Origin of the sequence: Burkholderia sp. BE17 (assembly GCF_009362305.1) — a bacterium.
In the GTDB taxonomy this organism is placed as follows: Bacteria; Pseudomonadota; Gammaproteobacteria; order Burkholderiales; family Burkholderiaceae; genus Burkholderia; species Burkholderia pyrrocinia_C.
This window is the reverse complement of sequence record NZ_WHNU01000017.1, coordinates 63,563-81,288: the sequence shown is the minus strand read 5'-3', so window position 1 is coordinate 81,288 and position 17,726 is coordinate 63,563. Positions and strand designations below refer to the sequence as shown.

14 protein-coding genes and 2 pseudogenes are annotated in these 17,726 nt (G+C 63.5%); 7 read left to right on the top strand and 9 right to left on the bottom strand.

The window, feature by feature from the left end:
* Window positions 1-10: 10 nt before the first annotated feature.
* From GD429_RS16485 to GD429_RS16465, 4 genes are all read right to left on the bottom strand, one after another.
* Window positions 11-1,711, bottom strand: a complete 1,701-nt coding sequence (locus tag GD429_RS16485; RefSeq protein ID WP_152857915.1) for an NAD(P)/FAD-dependent oxidoreductase — start codon at window positions 1,709-1,711, stop codon at window positions 11-13.
* Between the two features lie 58 nt (window positions 1,712-1,769).
* On the bottom strand, window positions 1,770-2,855 hold the full coding sequence (locus GD429_RS16480; RefSeq protein WP_321574652.1) for a monodechloroaminopyrrolnitrin synthase PrnB family protein: 1,086 nt from the start codon (window positions 2,853-2,855) through the stop codon (window positions 1,770-1,772).
* Window positions 2,855-4,471, bottom strand: a complete 1,617-nt coding sequence (locus tag GD429_RS16475; protein ID WP_152857913.1) for a tryptophan halogenase family protein — start codon at window positions 4,469-4,471, stop codon at window positions 2,855-2,857. The genes GD429_RS16480 and GD429_RS16475 overlap by 1 nt, the downstream gene beginning before the upstream one ends.
* Before the next feature lie 783 nt (window positions 4,472-5,254).
* Entirely contained in the window at window positions 5,255-5,854 is a 600-nt protein-coding gene (locus GD429_RS16465) for a LysE family translocator (protein ID WP_152857911.1), read from the bottom strand.
* A gap of 357 nt (window positions 5,855-6,211) precedes the next feature.
* Here GD429_RS16465 and GD429_RS16460 point away from each other — a divergent pair.
* Window positions 6,212-6,525: pseudogene (locus tag GD429_RS16460) on the top strand (transposase); the annotation flags it as partial.
* 196 nt (window positions 6,526-6,721) lie between these two features.
* On the opposite strand, the gene GD429_RS16455 reads toward GD429_RS16460, so the two are convergent.
* Window positions 6,722-7,141, bottom strand: coding sequence for a DUF1810 domain-containing protein (locus GD429_RS16455; protein ID WP_152857909.1), 420 nt, complete (start codon window positions 7,139-7,141; stop codon window positions 6,722-6,724).
* 333 nt (window positions 7,142-7,474) lie between these two features.
* On the opposite strand from GD429_RS16455, the gene GD429_RS16450 reads away from it, so the two are divergent.
* Window positions 7,475-10,234, top strand: a complete 2,760-nt coding sequence (locus GD429_RS16450) for a UPF0182 family protein (RefSeq protein ID WP_152857907.1) — start codon at window positions 7,475-7,477, stop codon at window positions 10,232-10,234.
* A gap of 18 nt (window positions 10,235-10,252) precedes the next feature.
* Here GD429_RS16450 and GD429_RS16445 read toward each other — a convergent pair whose 3' ends face one another.
* Entirely contained in the window at window positions 10,253-11,623 is a 1,371-nt protein-coding gene (locus GD429_RS16445; protein ID WP_152858064.1) for an MFS transporter, read from the bottom strand.
* Window positions 11,624-12,080: 457 nt separating this feature from the next.
* Between GD429_RS16445 and GD429_RS16440 the strand changes: the two genes are divergently transcribed.
* From GD429_RS16440 to GD429_RS16420, 4 genes and pseudogenes are all read left to right on the top strand, one after another.
* A complete protein-coding gene (locus tag GD429_RS16440) occupies window positions 12,081-12,299 on the top strand; it encodes a glycine zipper 2TM domain-containing protein (RefSeq protein WP_152857905.1) in 219 nt (72 codons plus the stop codon).
* A 92-nt stretch (window positions 12,300-12,391) separates the two neighbouring features.
* A pseudogene (locus GD429_RS41090) lies at window positions 12,392-12,542 on the top strand (acyl-CoA desaturase); the annotation flags it as partial.
* A 452-nt stretch (window positions 12,543-12,994) separates the two neighbouring features.
* The gene (locus GD429_RS16425) at window positions 12,995-13,189 is read left to right on the top strand and encodes a hypothetical protein (RefSeq protein WP_152857903.1); all 195 of its coding nucleotides are present in this window, start codon (window positions 12,995-12,997) and stop codon (window positions 13,187-13,189) included.
* A gap of 68 nt (window positions 13,190-13,257) precedes the next feature.
* Window positions 13,258-13,593 carry a hypothetical protein gene (locus GD429_RS16420; RefSeq protein ID WP_152858062.1) on the top strand — a complete coding sequence of 112 codons (336 nt, stop codon included), beginning with the start codon at window positions 13,258-13,260 and terminating at the stop codon, window positions 13,591-13,593.
* Between the two features lie 117 nt (window positions 13,594-13,710).
* Here the strand turns inward: GD429_RS16420 and GD429_RS16415 are convergent, their stop codons facing one another.
* Entirely contained in the window at window positions 13,711-13,887 is a 177-nt protein-coding gene (locus tag GD429_RS16415; RefSeq protein WP_152857901.1) for a CsbD family protein, read from the bottom strand.
* A 592-nt stretch (window positions 13,888-14,479) separates the two neighbouring features.
* Here GD429_RS16415 and GD429_RS16410 point away from each other — a divergent pair.
* The gene (locus tag GD429_RS16410; protein ID WP_152857899.1) at window positions 14,480-14,626 is read left to right on the top strand and encodes a DUF3096 domain-containing protein; all 147 of its coding nucleotides are present in this window, start codon (window positions 14,480-14,482) and stop codon (window positions 14,624-14,626) included.
* A 192-nt stretch (window positions 14,627-14,818) separates the two neighbouring features.
* Here GD429_RS16410 and GD429_RS16405 read toward each other — a convergent pair whose 3' ends face one another.
* Together GD429_RS16405 and GD429_RS16400 are read right to left on the bottom strand one after the other, a co-directional pair.
* Window positions 14,819-16,108 carry a cation:proton antiporter gene (locus tag GD429_RS16405; protein ID WP_321574650.1) on the bottom strand — a complete coding sequence of 430 codons (1,290 nt, stop codon included), beginning with the start codon at window positions 16,106-16,108 and terminating at the stop codon, window positions 14,819-14,821.
* 227 nt (window positions 16,109-16,335) lie between these two features.
* Window positions 16,336-17,121, bottom strand: a complete 786-nt coding sequence (locus tag GD429_RS16400) for a PRC-barrel domain-containing protein (RefSeq protein ID WP_152857895.1) — start codon at window positions 17,119-17,121, stop codon at window positions 16,336-16,338.
* Window positions 17,122-17,726 lie beyond the last annotated feature (605 nt).

The window sequence follows — 17,726 nt, the reverse complement described above, 5'->3', positions numbered from 1 at the left end:
TGTCGGCCGGCTACTTCAGCGCCAAGCCGATGCGGGTCGTGATGTACGCCTTGAGCAGCGCGAACATCGGGTTGTAGTCGAAGTACTTTTTCACCTCTGCCGGCGCGCTGGTTTGCGTCCAGTGCATCAGCTTCAGCGCCGGCAGCAGGCTGTACTTCGAGTTGTTGAGCTGCGGCCTGGCCCCGGTGATGCAGTACCCGAAGCCGAACATCGGCCTGGCGAAGTCTCGTTCGTCGATGAGGGCGTGAATCCGCGCCGCGGCCTCCTCGGCCGGCTTGCGCCCGGCGCTCACGGCCTCGACCTCGGCTTTGGCGTCGTTGAACAACTGGTAGTACCCCTCCATGTCCGCGCACAGGTATCCGAGGTACGGCGGGTCGTTGTCGAGGTGATCGAGGTCGCCCTCGTCACGCGACGCGCGGAACCTCGCGTGGGCTTGCACGAGCCGGAACTGCCCGAGGATCGTGCCGACCGCCCACAGCCGGTGGAACGCGTCCCACAGGCGGAAGTCCGAGAACGCCGTGTAGCAGCAACTGACGAAGTCGTCGTTGTGGTCCAGAAGCTTCTGCTGCAGGCGCTCGATGTACTCGAAGCGCTCGGGGGAGAAGTCGTCGTCGCGCAGCGCCTTGATGAGGCGCGCCGCGAGCGCGTGGATGGTCACCGCGGTGTTCTCGAGCCCCCGGGAGAAGAGCGGGTCGATGAACCCGTTCGCATGCAGCATCAGGCAGTAGCGGTCGCCGACGCAGGCGTTCGACGAGAATTGCAGGCGGTCGGTCTTGACCCAGTCGCGCACCGGCACGGCGTCCCGGAACTGCGCGCCGATGCTCGGGAACCGCGCGAGGAACTCGTCGAATTCCTGCTGCGCGGAGATGTCCGTTTTCGGGTAGACACGCGGGTCGAGCTGCAGGCCGACGCTCACCAGGTTGTTGGTCGACCGCGGGTGGTTGTTGAACGGGATCACCCACAGCCAGCCGCCCGCGAACATGTGGTGCAGGGTCCCCTCGTGCCAGCGCCAGCGCTGCCCCTTGACCTTGAAGATGTCGTCGAACGGCTTGACCCCGAGCATGTGCGTGTAGAGGCTGCGCGAGTGCGTCTTGAAGCGACACGGCTCTTCGCGGAGCTTGAACTTGGTCGCGAGCGGCGCGCGGGGGCCTCCGCAGTCGATCATGTACCGGCCGGTGAACCGTTCGCCCTGGGCGGTGGTCACCGCGACGCCGTCCTTGTCGGCGTGGTATTCGGTCACGTTCGTCTTCTGGCGGACCGTGCAGCCGTATTTGATGGCGGCTTGCAACAGGTAGGCATCGACGTCTTGCCGGTAATAATGGCTTTCCGGACCCCATGGCAGCTCGGGAATGACGCACTGCGTGAATTCCTTCGGGTCGTGCTCCTGGCCGGGCTTGTGGAACACGAAGCCGAAGTTGCGCTTGATGCCCGTGCTCGACGCGACGTAACGCTGCGTCGAGTAGAACGACGTGATGCGGTCGAGCTCCGGAATGCCGTAGCGATCGGCGATGATGCGGTTCATGAGAGACGTCTCGGGGATCGACGATTCGCCGATCGTGAACCGCGGGTGCGATGACTCCTCGATGATCAGCACGCGAAACTGTTGATTGGCCAGGATGGCCCCCATCTGGGTGCCGGACATGCCCGAGCCGAGGATGATCACGTCGAAGTGGTTGCTATCGCGCCCGTTCGCGGGGCTGTTCTGAGTCATGGGGGCACACTCTCCTTGTGAGATGGAACACATCGCCGCACGCGTCGGGCGTCAGGTGTCAGGGTTCGTCGAGCGCGGCGCGAAGGCGGGACCGCGCGGCACGCGTGAGCGTGAGTAGATCGACGAGCGCGCTTGGCGCGTACCCCCCGCTGCCGATCGTGGGGCCGCTTTGCCCGACTTCGTACGCCCGCTCCGCCAATTTGAGGTGAGGCGCGCGGAAGCGCAGCAGGACCTCGAAAACCCGGTCGAGGGCCGCCAGTCCGGCCACGATGGATTCGCCCCGCGCGCCGGCCGCTTGCACTTCGTCGAGCACGCGGTCGACGAGCGCCGGCTCCCCGGCGAACCGGGCGTAGACCGCCCTGAACGCGGGAAGCACATAGGGCAGGTACGTCTCTTTGAATTCCCGATAAGCCTGGTGGTCCGATTGCGCGCCCCACAGCACGTGCTCCAGCACGAAGAGGGGCATTTCCACGGCACCGGGGCCGAGGTAGCTCCGGCCCCCGACTCGAATCGGTTCGTAGTACGGACGGAGCTCGTCGTGGAAGACCTGCAGCGAGATGAAGCGGTAGGCGTAAACGATCGATTCGACCATTTTCTGCAGATAGGCCGCCAGCTCGTCGCACCCTTGCGCGAACGCGGGTGAACGCAGGGGCACGTCGTACAGCTCGACGGTCAGCTCGATGGCCGCCTCGAGGGCCGCCATCGAGATGCGCACGCTCTCGAGCAGATGCGCTTCGTCGCGCAGCCCGGTGTAGCTCCGCTGCGCGTCGGCCGCCGCGGGGTTCCAGACCGTCACGTGCAGGAGCGTCTCGCGCGGCGGCAGGTCGGTCGCGCGCGCCAGGTCGAGCAGCACCGGCTCGAGCCCCGGCACCGCGTCCGCGGGCTCGTGTCCGTGCCGCTTGAGCGACCCGAGGAAGAACCCGATGTCCCGCATCGCGGCGGCGGCTTCGACGAAGCCCCAGCCGGGGGGCACGCCGCGCGTCGGCAGGAACTCGCGCAACAGGCCGACGATGCCGGGCACGTCCTTTTTACGGTTCAGGCCAGGCAGTTGCAGAACGAGTGCCCGCGCGCGCAGCGGATCGCAGGCCGCCACCGCGGCGTGCGTGGCCTCGAATGCGCAGACCCGGTCCAGGGTGCGCTCCACTACAGGATTTCCGGCGCCGCGAGCGTCGATCCGGGCTGGCTTCGAGACAGCCCCGCGTCGCCCTCGCGCAGCGACCGCAGGTAGTCGTAGTTCGTCGGCAGGCTCGTCCGCAGACGCTCGGCCTCGCGCCGGATGCGGGCGAACATCGCCTCGGCCTTGTCGATCGACTCCGGTCGGTGCCGCAAGAGCGGCAGCGTCCGGTCGGGCAGCATGCCCAGGCCGGCAAAGATGCAGTAGTAGTTTCCGTTCAACCAGAAGTTCCTGAATTCGTAGTCAAACGTTTCGTAGTACGTGGAATCGTCGAACGACGTGGTGGTCAGCGGCAGCCCCGCCTTGTAGCGCTGAACCTTCTCCTTGATGGCGTCCGAGAGCCGCAGGTCGTGCCGGTTCGCGAGCCAGAACGGCGTGTCGTCGCGCGACGTGGTGAAATAGTGCGCCTGGACGAAATCCCGGCAGTCGTCGAACATGTGGACGATCTCGGCGTTGAATGCATCCGCCAACCGCGGGTCGAACGAGGTATCGGGGAAGTGCTTCACGAGCTGGTAAAGCGCCGCATAGATGAAGTAGATTCCCGTCGATTCCAGGGGCTCCAAAAAGCACGACGACAGCCCGATCGCGACGCAGTTGTTGACCCACGCCCGCCCGTTGCGCCCGACCCGGAACTTGATCTGGTTGAGCGGCTGCTTGTCCGAGAGGCCCCAGAGGTTGAGGAAGTCGGCGGTGGCCTGGTCGCGCGACGTGAACTTGCTCGAGAAGACGTAGCCGCTGCCGAACCGGCCCAGCATCGGAATCTTCCAGGTCCACCCCGAGTTCATGGCGATCGCGGAGGTGTACGGCTCGACTCCCACGCGCGCGTCGGCGTTGGGCACGGCGCTGGCGACCGCGCTGTCGCACAGCAGGTAGTCGGACATGTCGATGAAGGGCTCCTTCAGGGCCTGGTTGATCAGGAGCCCCCGCATGCCGGAGCAATCGATGAACAGGTCAGCCTCCAGCGTGCGCCCCTCCTTGGTGGACAGGCTGGAGATGAAGCCGCGGTCGTTCAGGCGAACCTCCACGACCTCGTCGACCACCCGTTTCACCCCGCGTTCGACGGCCCAGCGCTTCAGGAAGTCGGCCACCAGGTGCGCGTCGAAGTGCCAAGCGTGGGACATCTGGCGGGTGCCGTCGGACAGGCACGGTGCCAACTTGCCGTCGAGCGCCCCGGGCTGCGGGTAGCACGCGTACTCCATCGGCTGCTGGAAGCCCTGTTCGCGCTTGCGCAGCCAGTAGTGGGTAAGCGGCACGCCGTCGCAGTTCGGCACGTTGCCGAACAAATGGTAGAAGTGATCGTCGCGCGAGCGGTCGGAAGACTTCCTCCAGTTCACGAACTTGATGGCAGACTTGAACGCGCCGTTCACCTGGGGCATCCACTCCCGCTCCGGTATCCCGAGGAAGTCGAAGAACACTTTCTGCAAACTCGGGATGGTCGCCTCGCCCACGCCGATCCGGGGGATCGCCGCAGACTCGATGAGCGTAATGCTCGTGTGCTGCTGGAGCGCACGGACGAGGTACGAGGCAGCCATCCAGCCCGCGGTGCCGCCGCCCACGATGACGATATTCTTGATCGGGTTGCTCATGACACTCTTCTCATAGGATTTAAAACCTCAATGGATAGTGCCGCCTGATCGAGCTGAACTCGCAACTCGTCCGGTAACGCGTCAAAACGTGTCTGGCTCATCACGACAAATGACACCGGGAAGGCATAGTGAATCGCAGCGAAGTTCGGCAACTCTCCGTGACAAGACTTTCCAACCGCCCCATCGCCTGACGACAGCACACCGTTCAGGGCAATGGAGGACGTCCCTCCACGCAATATCCGGACATCCCTGCATCCCCAGAGTTTGATCCGAGGCTGTTCATTTCTCGATTCGAATGGAAGCACAATCGAACAATGCGAGGCGCCCATCGCATCGGCGGCACACCGCGCGACGGATATCGCATCAACAGATTGAATTGCCGATGCGGCTAATCTCCATAAGCGCATCGAGATGCTCGGACAACGTCAGCTTCCAGAGGCTTGCCATACCATGCACGTAACCTCTGCGACACACCATAGCAGTGTTCACGATGGCACAGCTCGCAAAATTTCATATCAATCTCAATTGATCCAGAGAAATACTCAATGCGGAAAATGTCGGAGAAATATTTTCCGTCGAACTATTTACTTTTTTTAAAAGCAAATCATTTTTTCATTTTGATGGTGCGCGCCGTTATTGTATAAAAATGCGAAATTAACGACTGAATTCACGGAAAACAAATAGGGGCGTCGCCATTTCTGAAACAAAGATGTCAACCTTTGCGCATTTCGGCGGTCTTGACCTGCTCCCCGCGTTTGGAGGGCGTAATGAACTTTGCAGGCACTAGCGGTTGAGTACGGAAAACGCCAGCGTGCCCGCGAACATCACCAGCACTACCGACGCACCGCGAAGCAGCGTGCCGGTATGTGTGGCCAGAGACCGGCGCGCCGTCAAGACGCCGCCGATGGTGAGCCACATCGAACCGATCGTCACGGCGAGCGCCGTGAAGACCGCGATCGAGTAGAGATAGAACGGAACCGATACGAAAGCCTGCGGGGGAAAGATCGCGGTGGCGAACAATAACGCCTTCGGGTTCATGGTCGTCGCGACGAACATGTCGCGAAAGCCGATGCTACCCGACCGGATGTCTTCAAAGCGTGGGCTTTTCCATAGCTGCAGCGCGAGATAGAAAATATAGGCCGAGCTCCCCAGCTTCAGCACATCGTAAAGCCACGGCCGTGTGGCCGCGAATGTCGCCAGGAAGAAACCCCACAGTGATATCGCGAAGCCATAGCCCGCTGCCTCTGCAACCAGGAGAGGCGACGATTTCCGGAAGCCGACCTTGATTCCCGAGGACAGCAGCAGGGTATTTGTCGGCCCCGGCGTGGCCAGGACCAGCGAAACGTAGAGTGCCATCTTCAACATCACTTGCAATGTCGGCATCGTGCTTCCTTGGTGTCGATGACGGCCGCCACGCGTCGGGGCGAACCGTCGTAATAGTTGTTAGTCATTCTGCATTCGGGCAGCTGTTGGCGTTCACGCTAAGCGCTAGCGGTGCTCAGTAACCATGCTGACGGCGATCAAGCGCAAACCGCCTGGTTTCAAGGAGTTTGGGGGGAATGGCGGATTTTTCATAGAGTTTTCGTTGCGGAACAAATAATGCGAGCTCTGCTCACCAACTTTGTCATCGCGTCTTTCGTGTCCTTTAATTCCGCTAGCGTGTCTGTCCGGTTGACTCGAGACGGATCATATAGCCAAACGGCACGTGAGTTCTCTTATCCTGGAGTCAAGGAGAACTCGATGAAGAAGCGACACACCGACGAACAGATCATCCGCATTCCGCGGGAAGCCGAGAGCCGTGAAGAGCCGGTGAATGACCTGTGCAAGCGGCACGACATCACGGAGCAGACGTTCTACCGCTCGCGAAACAAATTCGGCGGCATGGATGTGACCGAAGCCCGTCGGCTCAAAGCGCTTGAATCGGAAAACGAGCGGCTCGAGCGCCTGATCGCCGAGCAACTGCTGGTGATCGATGGCCTGAAGGAGTTCAGCCGAAAAGAATGAACACCCCGACGGGCCGGCGCGAAGCGCTGGAAGTCCCGATCCGGCGGGGCTGTCACGACGCAACGCATGTTGCGTTGGGTGTGGATCGTGTATCCAATCATGCGCCGAACCCGACTCGGGCCATCGATGTTCGACGCGTCGCCTGAAATCAACGCATCGGGAGATATCGGGTCTCCTCAACGAATACACGTGGGCGGAAGATCGACGCCCGGTCGTTACGTGGAGGTTTGTTCGCGCCGCCCCCGCCTAGATGCGCGCAAGCGTGGCGTGATCGGCCTCACCGCCGAAATATTTCTCGAGCGCCTCCACGAACACCGCGTTGTCGGCAGTCGCATGCGCGAACAACGTGACCGACGACCGGAATTTCAGGTAATCCGGATACCCGAAAATCGTCTGGATCGAACTGCCTTCGACCTGATTGACCAGCCGTGTGCATTCCCGCAGCCTTGCGCCGAGCAGCGGATGCTGAAGATACGCGACGGCTTCGGCCAGTGTCGCGATCGCGTACCGTTGCGCCATCGCGCTGTCGCCAAGCCCTTCGATCTGCGGAAACACGAACCACATCCAGTGGCTTCGCTTGTGTCCGTTCTTCAGCTCGTCGCATACCTGCGCATACACCGAATCCTGTGCGTCGACAAAGCGCTGAAGATCATGGGGATCGTCCATTTCGCCCTCCGTCCGTTCCGGCGCGGCAAGCCGCCCGAGCGCTCATTGTGAGCGCTACCCGGATCGCGTGCAAACGCCTCGTTGACCATGTGCTCACCCGGCTTCGCATGGCGTCCCGCGAGCGGGAGCGAGCGAAATTGCTGCACTGCACTGCACTGCGATCGATCGCCTACCCGCCCGCAAGTGACGCCGCACATGCCGTCGGATGGCGACGTACCGGCAACGGGCGTAGCATTCAGACATGCGGTCGGCCGCGATCCTGACTGACGGATCGGCGGCACACCCGATCCGGCCGCAGCCGGCCACGCATGATGGCCCGGCAAAGGAGCCTCGATGCGCTCGCAAGCAATGTCCGTCTCGCTCCTGAGGCGCTATGGGATCGCGGCTGCGGTCGTCATCGCCTGTCTGATCGTCATCGGGCGCATCACCGGTATCCTGGTCGACTGGCTTTGGTTCTCGTCGATCGGCTATACCGGCGTGTTCTGGACGATCCTGTCAACGAGGGTGCTGCTGTTCGTCGCGGTGTTCGCCGTGTCGGCGGCCGCGATCGGCGCGTCGGGGTTGCTCGCGCATCGTTATGGCAAGCCCGTCGATGTCTGGCAGGTGGAGGACACGTCGTCGACGCGTGCGGAGGAGGTGCTTCGAGCGCTGGCAGGGGAGGTCGCGTCGCGCATTCCATGGCGCACGGTCATCGCCGCGGCTGCCGTCTTCCTGGGGCTTGCGATCGCCGCCGGTGCGATGTCGAGCTGGGATGTCGCGCTGCGCTTTCTGCATCGGGTGCCGTTCGGCGCGCGCGATCCGATCTTCGGCAACGACATTGGTTTCTATCTGTTCGCGCTACCCGCGTGGATCGTGCTGAAGAACCTGCTGCTGCAAGTGGTCGCCTGCTGCGCGATCGTCGCAGCCAGCGTCTACTGGCTGCGCGGCGACATCATGGCCCGCCCGCGGAAGGGGCTTTCGTCGGCTGCCGCCGTTCACGGTTCGGCGCTGCTCGCACTGTTCTTCCTGCTGAAAGCCTGGTCCTGGTGGCTCGAGCGCTTTCTGCTGCTCTACGACAACAACGGTGTCGTGGTCGGCGCCGGCTATACGGATGTCCACGTGATGCTGCCGGTGCTGTGGCTGCTCGTCGGCCTTGCGATTGCGTCGGCCGTTGCGATGCTGGCCAACCTGCGCCGGCCCGGCTATCGGCTGCCGGTCGCCGCGGTGCTGCTGGTGTTCGGCACGTCGTTTGCGCTCGGCATCGTCTATCCCGCGCTGTTCCAGCGCTTCTACGTGAAGCCGAGCGAGTTGCAGCTCGAGACGCCGTATATCCAGCACAACATCGCGTTGACGAGGCAGGCTTACGGTCTCGCGCAAATCGAGGTCAAGCCGTTCGCGGCCGAGCAGGGCCTGAATCTCGCGTCGCTGCAGGCCAATCGCGCGACCGTCGACAACATCCGCCTGTGGGACGTGCAGCCGCTGATGGATACCTATGCGCAGTTGCAGGAGATCAGGACTTACTACAAGTTCTTCTCCGTGGATATCGATCGCTACCGGCTCGACTCCGGTTATCGGCAGGTCATGCTGTCGGCGCGCGAGCTGGAGCAGTCGATGCTGCCGGAGAACGCGCGAACCTGGGTGAACCTGCATCTGCTGTTCACCCACGGCAACGGCGTCGTGATGTCGCCGGTCACCGAGAAATCCACGGAAGGCCTGCCGTCGCTGTATCTGCGCGACATTCCGCCTGCCGCGGATGGCGGGCCGGCGATCCGCGAACCGCGCATCTACTTCGGTGAAGGCGGGCAGGGTTATGTGATCGTGAAGGGCAGCGTGCCCGAATTCGACTACCCGAAGGGCGACAGCAACGTCTACACGTCCTACAGCGGGCGCGACGGTGTCGCGATCGGCGGCGCGGCGCGGCGCAGCCTCTTCGCGTGGCAGTTCGGCGATCCCAACATCCTGCTCACGCACTACATCACGAACGACAGCAGGATCCTGTTTCACCGCAACATCCGCGACCGGATCCGCACGATTGCGCCGTTTCTCGCGCTCGACCACGACCCGTATGTCGTGGCAAGCAACGGACGCCTGTTCTGGATGCAGGACGCCTATACGACCAGCCGCTGGTTTCCGTATGCGCCGCCCGGTGTCGGCGACGGCGCCAACTACATTCGCAACGCAGTGAAAGTGGTGGTCGACGCTTACAACGGCACGGTCGACTTCTACGTCAGCGATCCTTCCGATCCACTGGTGCGGACTTACGCGCGCATCTTCCCCGGCATGTTCAAGCCGCTCGACGCGATGCCGCAGGATCTTCAGCGGCATATCCGCTACCCGGAGGATCTGTTCCTGATCCAGGCGAACCTCTACCGCGCTTACCACATGGACGCACCGGAAGTGTTCTATAACCGCGAGGACCTCTGGCAGTTTCCTCGCGCGCTGGGCGATATCGACGGCGGTGACGCCGCGAACACGCAGATGGCGCCGTACTACACGATCATGAGGCTGCCCGGCGACGCGCAGGCCGGCTTCGTGCTGATGCTGCCGATGGTGCCGAGCCAGCGCGAGAACATGATCGCGTGGCTGGCCGCGCGTTGCGATCCGCCCGGGTACGGCAAGCTGATCGTCTACGCGTTCCCCAAGGACAAGCTGATCTACGGGCCGTACCAGATCGAGGCGCGCATCCAGCAGAGCACGGAAATCTCGCAGCAGATCTCGCTGTGGAACCAGATGGGCTCACGCGTGATCCGCGGCCATCTCGTGGTCGTGCCGATCGAGAACTCGATTCTCTACGTGTCGCCGCTTTATCTGCGCGCGGCGTCGGGCCAACTGCCCGAGCTGAAGCGGGTGATCGCGGCCTATGGCGATCGCGTCGTGATGGAGGAAAACCTGAGCGAGGCGCTCGCGGCGCTCTTCAAGGAGAAGGGGCCGGGGCCGGTGGCGGCGCCGGCCCGCGGCGCGGCGGATGCACGCGCCCGCGACGCGCTGGCCCATTACGACCGCGCGATCGAGCGGCTGAAGGCGGGGGATTGGGCCGGCTTCGGCGCGGAACTCGATGCGCTCCGGCCGTTGCTCGAAGCGCTGGGCACCGTTCGCGCGGACAACAAGAAGTGAGGGGCGCGGGCCAACCCGTCAGGTTAGCGGCGGCGCGTGCCCATGATCCCCCAGATCCCGCGCGTCGTCGTATTCCCGCGAAATATCCTTGTTCGTGTAATCCCCGAGCTTCGATGCGGCGACCAGGCTCAGCACCGCGCACACCAGCACGTACACCGCGATCGCATACCCCGAATGGTAGTAGGCGAACAGCGCCGTCGCGATCAGCGGTGCCGGGCCGCCTGCAATGACCGACGCGAGCTGATAACCCATCGATGCACCGCTGTATCGCAAACGCCCGGTAAACGACTCGGCGATCAATGCGGCCTGCGGCCCGTACATCATCGAATGCGGCACCAGCGACAGCACGATGGCCGCGAAGATCCATAGCGGATTCCGGCTATCGACCATCGCGAAGTAGAGGAATCCGAACACACCGACGGCGGCCGCGCCGATCATGTACATCCGCCGCCGCCCGATCAGATCCGACACGTGCCCGAACAGCGGAATGGTGAAGAATTCGACCACGGATGCAGCCAGCACCGCCGTCAGCAGCAGTTCGCGCGTGACGCCGAGCGCCGTGATCCCGTAGGTGAACACGAACGCCGTAAAGATATAGAACGGCGCCTGTTCGGCCAACCGCGCAAACGCCGACAGCACGATGTCCCTCGGCTGCTTGCGCAGCACTTCGAGCATCGGGGTCTTCTCGATCCGGCGCTCGGCCAGCAGCTTCGCGAAGATCGGCGTCTCGAGAATGTTCAGCCGGATATAGAGCCCGATCGCGACCAGCAGGATGCTGAGGAAAAACGGCACGCGCCAGCCCCACGCGAGGAAGCTGCTGCCGGAAAGCCAGCTCATGGCCAGCACGGCGAGGTTGGCGAGGAACAATCCCGCCGGCACGCCGAACTGCGGCCACGACGCGACGAAGCCGCGATGCGCATTGGTGCGCGTCCACTCCATCGACATCAGGACCGAGCCGCCCCATTCGCCGCCGACGCCGACGCCCTGGATGAAGCGCAGCACCGTGAGGAGGACGGCGCCCCAGATGCCGATGGTTGCGTAGGTCGGAACGAAGGCCACGGCGAACGTGGCGAGCCCCATCAGCAACAGGGTCACGATCAGGGTGGCCTTGCGTCCGATGCGGTCGCCGTAATGGCCGAAGATCGCCGCGCCGACCGGCCGCGCGACGAAGCCGACGGCATAGATCAGGAACGCCTGCAGCGTGCCGACGAGAGGGTGGGACTGCGGGAAATACAGCTTTGCGAAGACCAGGCCGGTGACCGTGCTGTAGAGGAAAAAGTCATACCATTCGATGGTGGTGCCAATCGTGCTGGCTATGACGGCGCGGCGCAACTGGCGCCGGGCTTCCTCGTCGGAGAGGGGCGTGGCCGCGGATTGCATGGCAGCCATTTCGATATCTCCCAAAAAAGGGCGACAGAGAAATAAACCATACGCCCGGCGATGGGTTCCGGCAAGTCGCTCTGCAGCTTGCCAATCCGCAGGATTACGAAATTCGGAGAGAGGTCGGAAAACCGGCCGGACAGTGCGACGAGGACCGCGACAATGACGCATGGAGTGCGGGATACAGGCTGACCAACGCGCAGCGGCGCGAATCGCTATCGAGTGGCGCCGTACGTGGTCGCGGCCGACGTTCATTCGGTCGCACCGCATGTCGGCTGCGCAGGCGGTGCTGCTGTGAGCCCGCCGGCCGGCATCCCGGCCGGTACGTTAGCGGACGGACTTTGCGCGATTTACTGCCCATCATGAAAAATGAACCGACGTCCCGAATTTGATCGGGATGTCGGCGCATGGGCTTCCGCGCGTCGTGCCGGGTCGGACGGCGCGGCGGCAACCCGAGGAGATGATCATGAGAAAGCTACATTCCATGGCTGTCGAGATGGCGATAGTCACCATGACGGTTGTCATGCTGGCGGGTTGCGGCGGTATGTCTCGCCGCGGAACGGATACCGTGATTGGGGCCGGTGTCGGCGGCGTCGCCGGCGCAGTCCTGACGGGCGGCAGTGCGTTGGGCACGGTTGGCGGCGCGGCCGTCGGCGGGGTTGTCGGCAATCAGGTCGGGAAATAGGCCGGCCGGTCGAAGGGTAGGGAAGCGGCACGCGCACGCGCCGTCACGGCGAAGCGCGCGCGGATAGGTGCGTGGCGCGGAGTGCGACCGGTATGTCGGGATTTCTCCTGAACGGTGAGCTGAAGCTGTCCTGGTGGCAGCTTGCGTGGGTCGTGTTCGCACTCACGCATGTCGCGCATCATCAGCGTGACCGTGTATCTGCACCGCTGCCAGGCGCACCGCGCGCCGCCGTTTGCGGATCACCATGCTTGAAAACGGTCGAGTAATGCGGCGCCGTTGCCGAGGTTGCTTCAATCGTGTCGATGCGCACGATCGACCCGAAGCGCTACGGGCCGGGGGCGTTGGGATCGCCGAACGGCGGGAACAGGATTTGCGAATAGACACGCAGTTCACGTCCGCGATATTCGACAGTGGGGATGGTCATGATGTGCTTCTGACAGAGCAACCGTTGGCACCGAAGGATTCAAGGGCGCCGATGCCTTGACAACAAGCCGGCAGGTGTCTTCAGCGTGCGCGTTCGATACCGGTCTTGCAACGAACACATCGGATGCCGAAGCATATTTCAATGCAGATGAATCACCGGTTTGCAATATGGCAATTGCGGTGCCGAAATAGCCCGCTTCAGAATAGTCGATACCGTACAGACGCCGGCGTGTTGCCGGATTTGCCGTGAACTCGATACCGAGGAGGCCGCCATGTGCATCCCACTTTCACCCGAGGTCGTCGAGACCCTCAAATCGCTTGATCGAATTCCGGATTCCCAAGCCGCTATACCGCGCGCGATAGCCAATGAACTGTTGATTCACGGGCTTGCATACGAGTCGCGCACCGGCGGCTCGATCAATATGACGGCCGCGGGCCGGCTGTGGCTGAATCGGTGCGCCGATTAGCGCGTGCATTGACCGGACGAGACGGGAGTTTTGTTGCGTACAACGCTCCATGGACAAGTGAGGCAATGATGAAAACCCAATCTACACGATGGTTTCCGCTCGACCGACATGCGCCTGTTCGTGACGGATGGTATGAGGTTCGACTGGTAAACGGCGACACGGCATTTGCGAAGTTCGGCGACGGCGAATGGACCGAAAAGCCGGTGCTCGCCTTTACGCGCTGGCGAGGCTTGCGCTCCGATCCGGCCAAGTCGGGCGACCAGGAGACGATTGCCGCGGATGCGACCGCAGCGAAGGGTATACGGGACGCGTGGGATGCGTTCTTTCCCGGCGTCGGAGACGAGCAGCACAAACCACGTGCCGCCGCGCACGGCCATCACGCCCGACGCATTGCGGCATCGTGACGGTCGGTCGGGAAGCGGGTATCGCCGGATGCATGCACGCACGCGCCGCCAATACCCGCCGAATCCGCGGCATGTTGCCCGTTCGCGCGGCGCTTCGGAACCGTTCGCGCGAACGCCCTACGGCCGCTTCTTGAGTTGCTCTTTCACGTCACCGAATGACGCCTGTGTCTTGCCGACGACCTGCTCGACCTTGCCGTGCATTCTGGTCGATCTATTTCCCAAGACCTTGCCGACCATTACCTTCAGCTTGCCTTTCGCTTCCGCGATGCGGCCTCTCACCTGATCCCTGTTCATGACATTGCTCCTTGACATGGGGCGCCCGTTTCACCGGTACGAAACCCGGAACCATCGAAGCGTCGTATCGGGCGCTTTGGCGCGGGACACTCGGGGTGCCCTGACACACACTGCGTGCGATCGTGACGGAAGTCGGTACGATGCCGTACGCGAATCGGCGCCGACGCAGCCAGCGTCTGCATGCGGGCCGCGCTCGCGGCGATCGCCGCGAAGAGGGCCTGTATATGTTGTCTGTTTTGGCATGCTCGGTACGCTTTCGTACCGCATTCGCATTCGCCCGTGTGTAGCTTCAGTATATCCACGAACAATCCGCGGCGAATCATGCTGCGACGAACATTTCCATCAGGTGCGCCGGGATCGATCCTTGCTATCGGTGTAGTAATCCCGGGATACACGACGACCGGCACCGCCGACGCCAGCGGCAGCCAGATCGACCAACGCCGCACCATCGACGCGGGCGCCGGCCCGACCCTTGCGCACCCTTGCACGACCGCCGAAGGCTCCCGTGTCGCCCGGCTCGAGCCGCCGTCACGAACGTCGGAGGCGGGGCGGCTTTGTATTCATGTGTTGATTTCAATGTTGCGGAGGGCGTATGCACATCCTCACGAGCGCGGGACCACTGGTTTCGCTGGTCGCCGGCATTCTGATTCTTGTGGTGCCCCGTCTGTTGAATTACATCGTTGCGATCTACCTGATCGTCATCGGGTTGCTCGGGCTGTTCGGCGGACATATCCACTGAGCCGGGCCACAGACGAAAAAGCGGGTTTTGAACCTTGCCGGCGGCACCCGCGATCGTCGGCCGCTGCCGTCGCCAGGTCCGCACGGTGTCGACCGCGCGGCGATGTACGGGCCCGTTGCCCGATTGCACCGTCGCGTACCGATTGCAATCGAGGTCGCGCGGCCGGAACGATGCGCCGCGACGTTCGCGATTTCACGCATAGCGGCGCATCAGCGGCGCCGCTGAAATACCGTGCAGCACGATCGACACGGCGACGATGGCCAGCACCCACGGCACCAGCGGCAACAGGTCCGCGCGCGGCCCTTGCTCCAGGGCCAGCATCAGGTAATACAGCGAACCCACGCCGCGAATGCCGAACCAGCCGATCAAGCGGCGCTGGCGGTGCGACGCCCGGGAGCCGATCAGCGCGAACTGGATGGCCGCCGGCCGGATCACGAACAGCAGTGTCGCGACCACGGCCACGCCCGTCCAGGCCAGCATGTCGGCCCAATAGCGTGAGACGAGTGCGCCGATCAGCAGGATCAGCACGGCTTCGGCGATGTGTTCCAGCTCGGCCGTGAATCCCATGACCGATTCCGCGACGAACGCATGGGCTTTGTCGGGATCGGTGGCGGTGGCCTCGACATCCTCGCTGTCCACGACGCCGACCGTTTCCTTCGGCGTCTTCCGGCCGCTGGTTCGATGCTCGACGCGCCGCATCGCGACACCCGCGGCAAACACGGCCAGGAACCCGTAGCCGTGAATAGCGAGCGCCACGCCGTACGACAGCATGATCAGGCCCAGCGCGAAGAACCCTTCGAGGCCGAGCGCCTGACCGTGCCGACTGCGCAGGAATGCGACAAGCCGCGCAGTGGCGAAGCCGAGTAGCCAGCCGGTGCCTACACCGGACGCGATGCCCCATGCAATGTCGCCGACCATGCTCCAGTGAAGCGCCGACGTCGTGCCGGAGCCGCACAAAAGCAGGCCGAGCACCGCGCACGGGTAGGCCGTGCCGTCGTTGATCCCGCCTTCGCCGGACAACGAAAAACGCACCAGCTCGACGTCGCCCGCGTCGCGCACGCCGACGTCGTGAGCGAGCACGGGGTCGGTCGGTGCGATCATCGCGCCCAGCAGTACCGCGACGCCGAGACTCAAATGCAACACCAGCACGCCGAGTGCAGCGATCGACGCGACGGTGAAGATCATCGCGACGACGCCAAGCCGCAGCGGCAGCATCCAGCGGGGATCGGCGGGCGGGACACGCAGCCTCAGGCCGATCGCGAACAGCGAGATCAGCAAGCTGATTTCGGCGGCGATGCGCAATTGCGTGACGTCATCCGGCAATGTCATCAAAAGGAAGCCGGTGCCGGCCGGCCCGATCAGAAAGCCGATCCCGAGATACACCATGGCCGCGCTCAGCGGCAGGCGCTCGAGCGACGATCCGATGAGTCCCATGAAAATCAGCAGGGCTCCGAAGATGAGGCATCCGATCGTTTCGGTCACGTTGATCGTCCCGCATGGGTAACGCCGCGCTCGCCGCGCGTCGATCGCCCTTATTCTCATGCTCGAGCGTCGCGCGGGCAAGCCGGTCGCGCCCCGAGTATGGCCGGCTCGTCGGCCGACGCCGGAACGCGAGGCGCTGCGCCGCGTAGCGTGTTCGGGCGTTCGGGCGTTTCCCGCGGGCGGGGCGCCCGCAACCCGTCGAACGCGCGCAGGCAGTCATTGCTCCGTTATCGGTCTCCGGACCAATAACCGTGCTTGCCGTAGAACTCGTGCAACTCGATCTCGTAGCTTCGATGAACGAGCTGCGAGTCGTCGTATACAGGGCTGCGGCGGATCGCGTCGCGCGTGAGCGTGGTCGATACCGTTTCCGTGGGCCAGTCCACCTGGTCGAGCCAGTGAGTCGCGATCAGCACTTCCTTGCCCGTCGACCACCAGCTCGACGTGTCGATCGCCAGATAGCGGATCACCCAGGCTTCTTCGTCGTAAATGAAGTCGGACACGTGACCGATATGTCCGTCCTTGACCTCGAGCCGATATCCGTCGACCTCGCCGGTGCTGTGCAGATGCGTATCCGGCGCTGCGCTGGCCGGCGCGGTGCGCGAGACGAGCGGATCGCCCGCTTCAGGGTCATGCGACGGCCCGGCGGGATCGAAAGCCGGGTACGCGCCCATTCCCCAAAGGTTCGGGCCGCCCCAGTAAGTCGGGTAGTTGTAGTAACGCAGGTACTCGATCTCGTGCTGGCGCGATACCGGCTTGTGCGTGTCGAGATTCGGGCTGTCCCTTACCTGCTGTTGCGTGAGGCTGACGTATAGCGTGCGGGTTTCGGGATCGGCATGCGTGACGGAATACGGCGAGATCAGCACCGGCCTGTCGTGCAGCCAGTCGCCCGTCTCGACGACGAGGTAGCGGATGCACCAGTTGTCATCGTCGAAATAGGCCTGGTGGATGTGCCCGATATCGCCGTCCTTCGCTCGAACGGTGTCTCCGTGCAATCTTCGGATGCTTCGCAACATGATGTCCTCGCGAGAGCGATGCTCGGCACGTCGGTGATCCGGCTGACTGCCCGCCGTGCGGTGGCATCCGGCCGTTCGTCCGCCGCTGCGGAGCGATTCCTGCCGATCGCGTCCTCTCGGATGGCCGGCATGTTTTAGACGCTACACGCGACGAAGGGCCGATGCGGTACGAAACCGTACAATGCGCGGAGGTGGGGCATCCGGCGGCGAGCCGTCCCTCCCGACATGTCACGGAACATCCTCCCGATCTTCGTCGTCAGGATCACGAAGCAGTGAGGATCGCCACGTCGATGGGCTGCCGGGCGAACGGGGCAGCCGGAATCCGCCCGGTAGCGTAGCTATACGCGGGATGCGCGGGCGCAGTCTGTCCGATGCCGGACGGTTTGCTCGCGCGCTTGCCGGCGCTGTGCCCGTGCTCGACATCCCGATGTCCGGCGTTATGCGTTCGACTCCGATCGTGCCCAGCGGAATTTTCAGATCAGGCCTATGCTGGCGTCGTGACCGGCGGCATTCCACGCTGCCGGGCCGTCCGCACGCGGCCGGTCGAATTCGTGCCAGCCTGGTCCGACGATCAGTTCCATGGAGGCGGTTATGCGCAGCAGGTA

What these genes read in the sequence shown, in the direction of transcription:
- GD429_RS16455 (WP_152857909.1), bottom strand. Translation starts at nt 7,141, where the DNA reads ATGGACGATCCCCATGATCTTCAGCGCTTTGTCGACGCACAGGATTCG.
- GD429_RS16465 (WP_152857911.1), bottom strand. Translation starts at nt 5,854, where the DNA reads ATGCCGACATTGCAAGTGATGTTGAAGATGGCACTCTACGTTTCGCTG.
- GD429_RS16450 (WP_152857907.1), top strand. Translation starts at nt 7,475, where the DNA reads ATGCGCTCGCAAGCAATGTCCGTCTCGCTCCTGAGGCGCTATGGGATC.
- GD429_RS16415 (WP_152857901.1), bottom strand. Translation starts at nt 13,887, where the DNA reads ATGAACAGGGATCAGGTGAGAGGCCGCATCGCGGAAGCGAAAGGCAAG.
- GD429_RS16410 (WP_152857899.1), top strand. Translation starts at nt 14,480, where the DNA reads ATGCACATCCTCACGAGCGCGGGACCACTGGTTTCGCTGGTCGCCGGC.
- GD429_RS16425 (WP_152857903.1), top strand. Translation starts at nt 12,995, where the DNA reads ATGTGCATCCCACTTTCACCCGAGGTCGTCGAGACCCTCAAATCGCTT.
- GD429_RS16475 (WP_152857913.1), bottom strand. Translation starts at nt 4,471, where the DNA reads ATGAGCAACCCGATCAAGAATATCGTCATCGTGGGCGGCGGCACCGCG.
- GD429_RS16400 (WP_152857895.1), bottom strand. Translation starts at nt 17,121, where the DNA reads ATGTTGCGAAGCATCCGAAGATTGCACGGAGACACCGTTCGAGCGAAG.
- GD429_RS16445 (WP_152858064.1), bottom strand. Translation starts at nt 11,623, where the DNA reads ATGGCTGCCATGCAATCCGCGGCCACGCCCCTCTCCGACGAGGAAGCC.
- GD429_RS16485 (WP_152857915.1), bottom strand. Translation starts at nt 1,711, where the DNA reads ATGACTCAGAACAGCCCCGCGAACGGGCGCGATAGCAACCACTTCGAC.
- GD429_RS16440 (WP_152857905.1), top strand. Translation starts at nt 12,081, where the DNA reads ATGAGAAAGCTACATTCCATGGCTGTCGAGATGGCGATAGTCACCATG.
- GD429_RS16420 (WP_152858062.1), top strand. Translation starts at nt 13,258, where the DNA reads ATGAAAACCCAATCTACACGATGGTTTCCGCTCGACCGACATGCGCCT.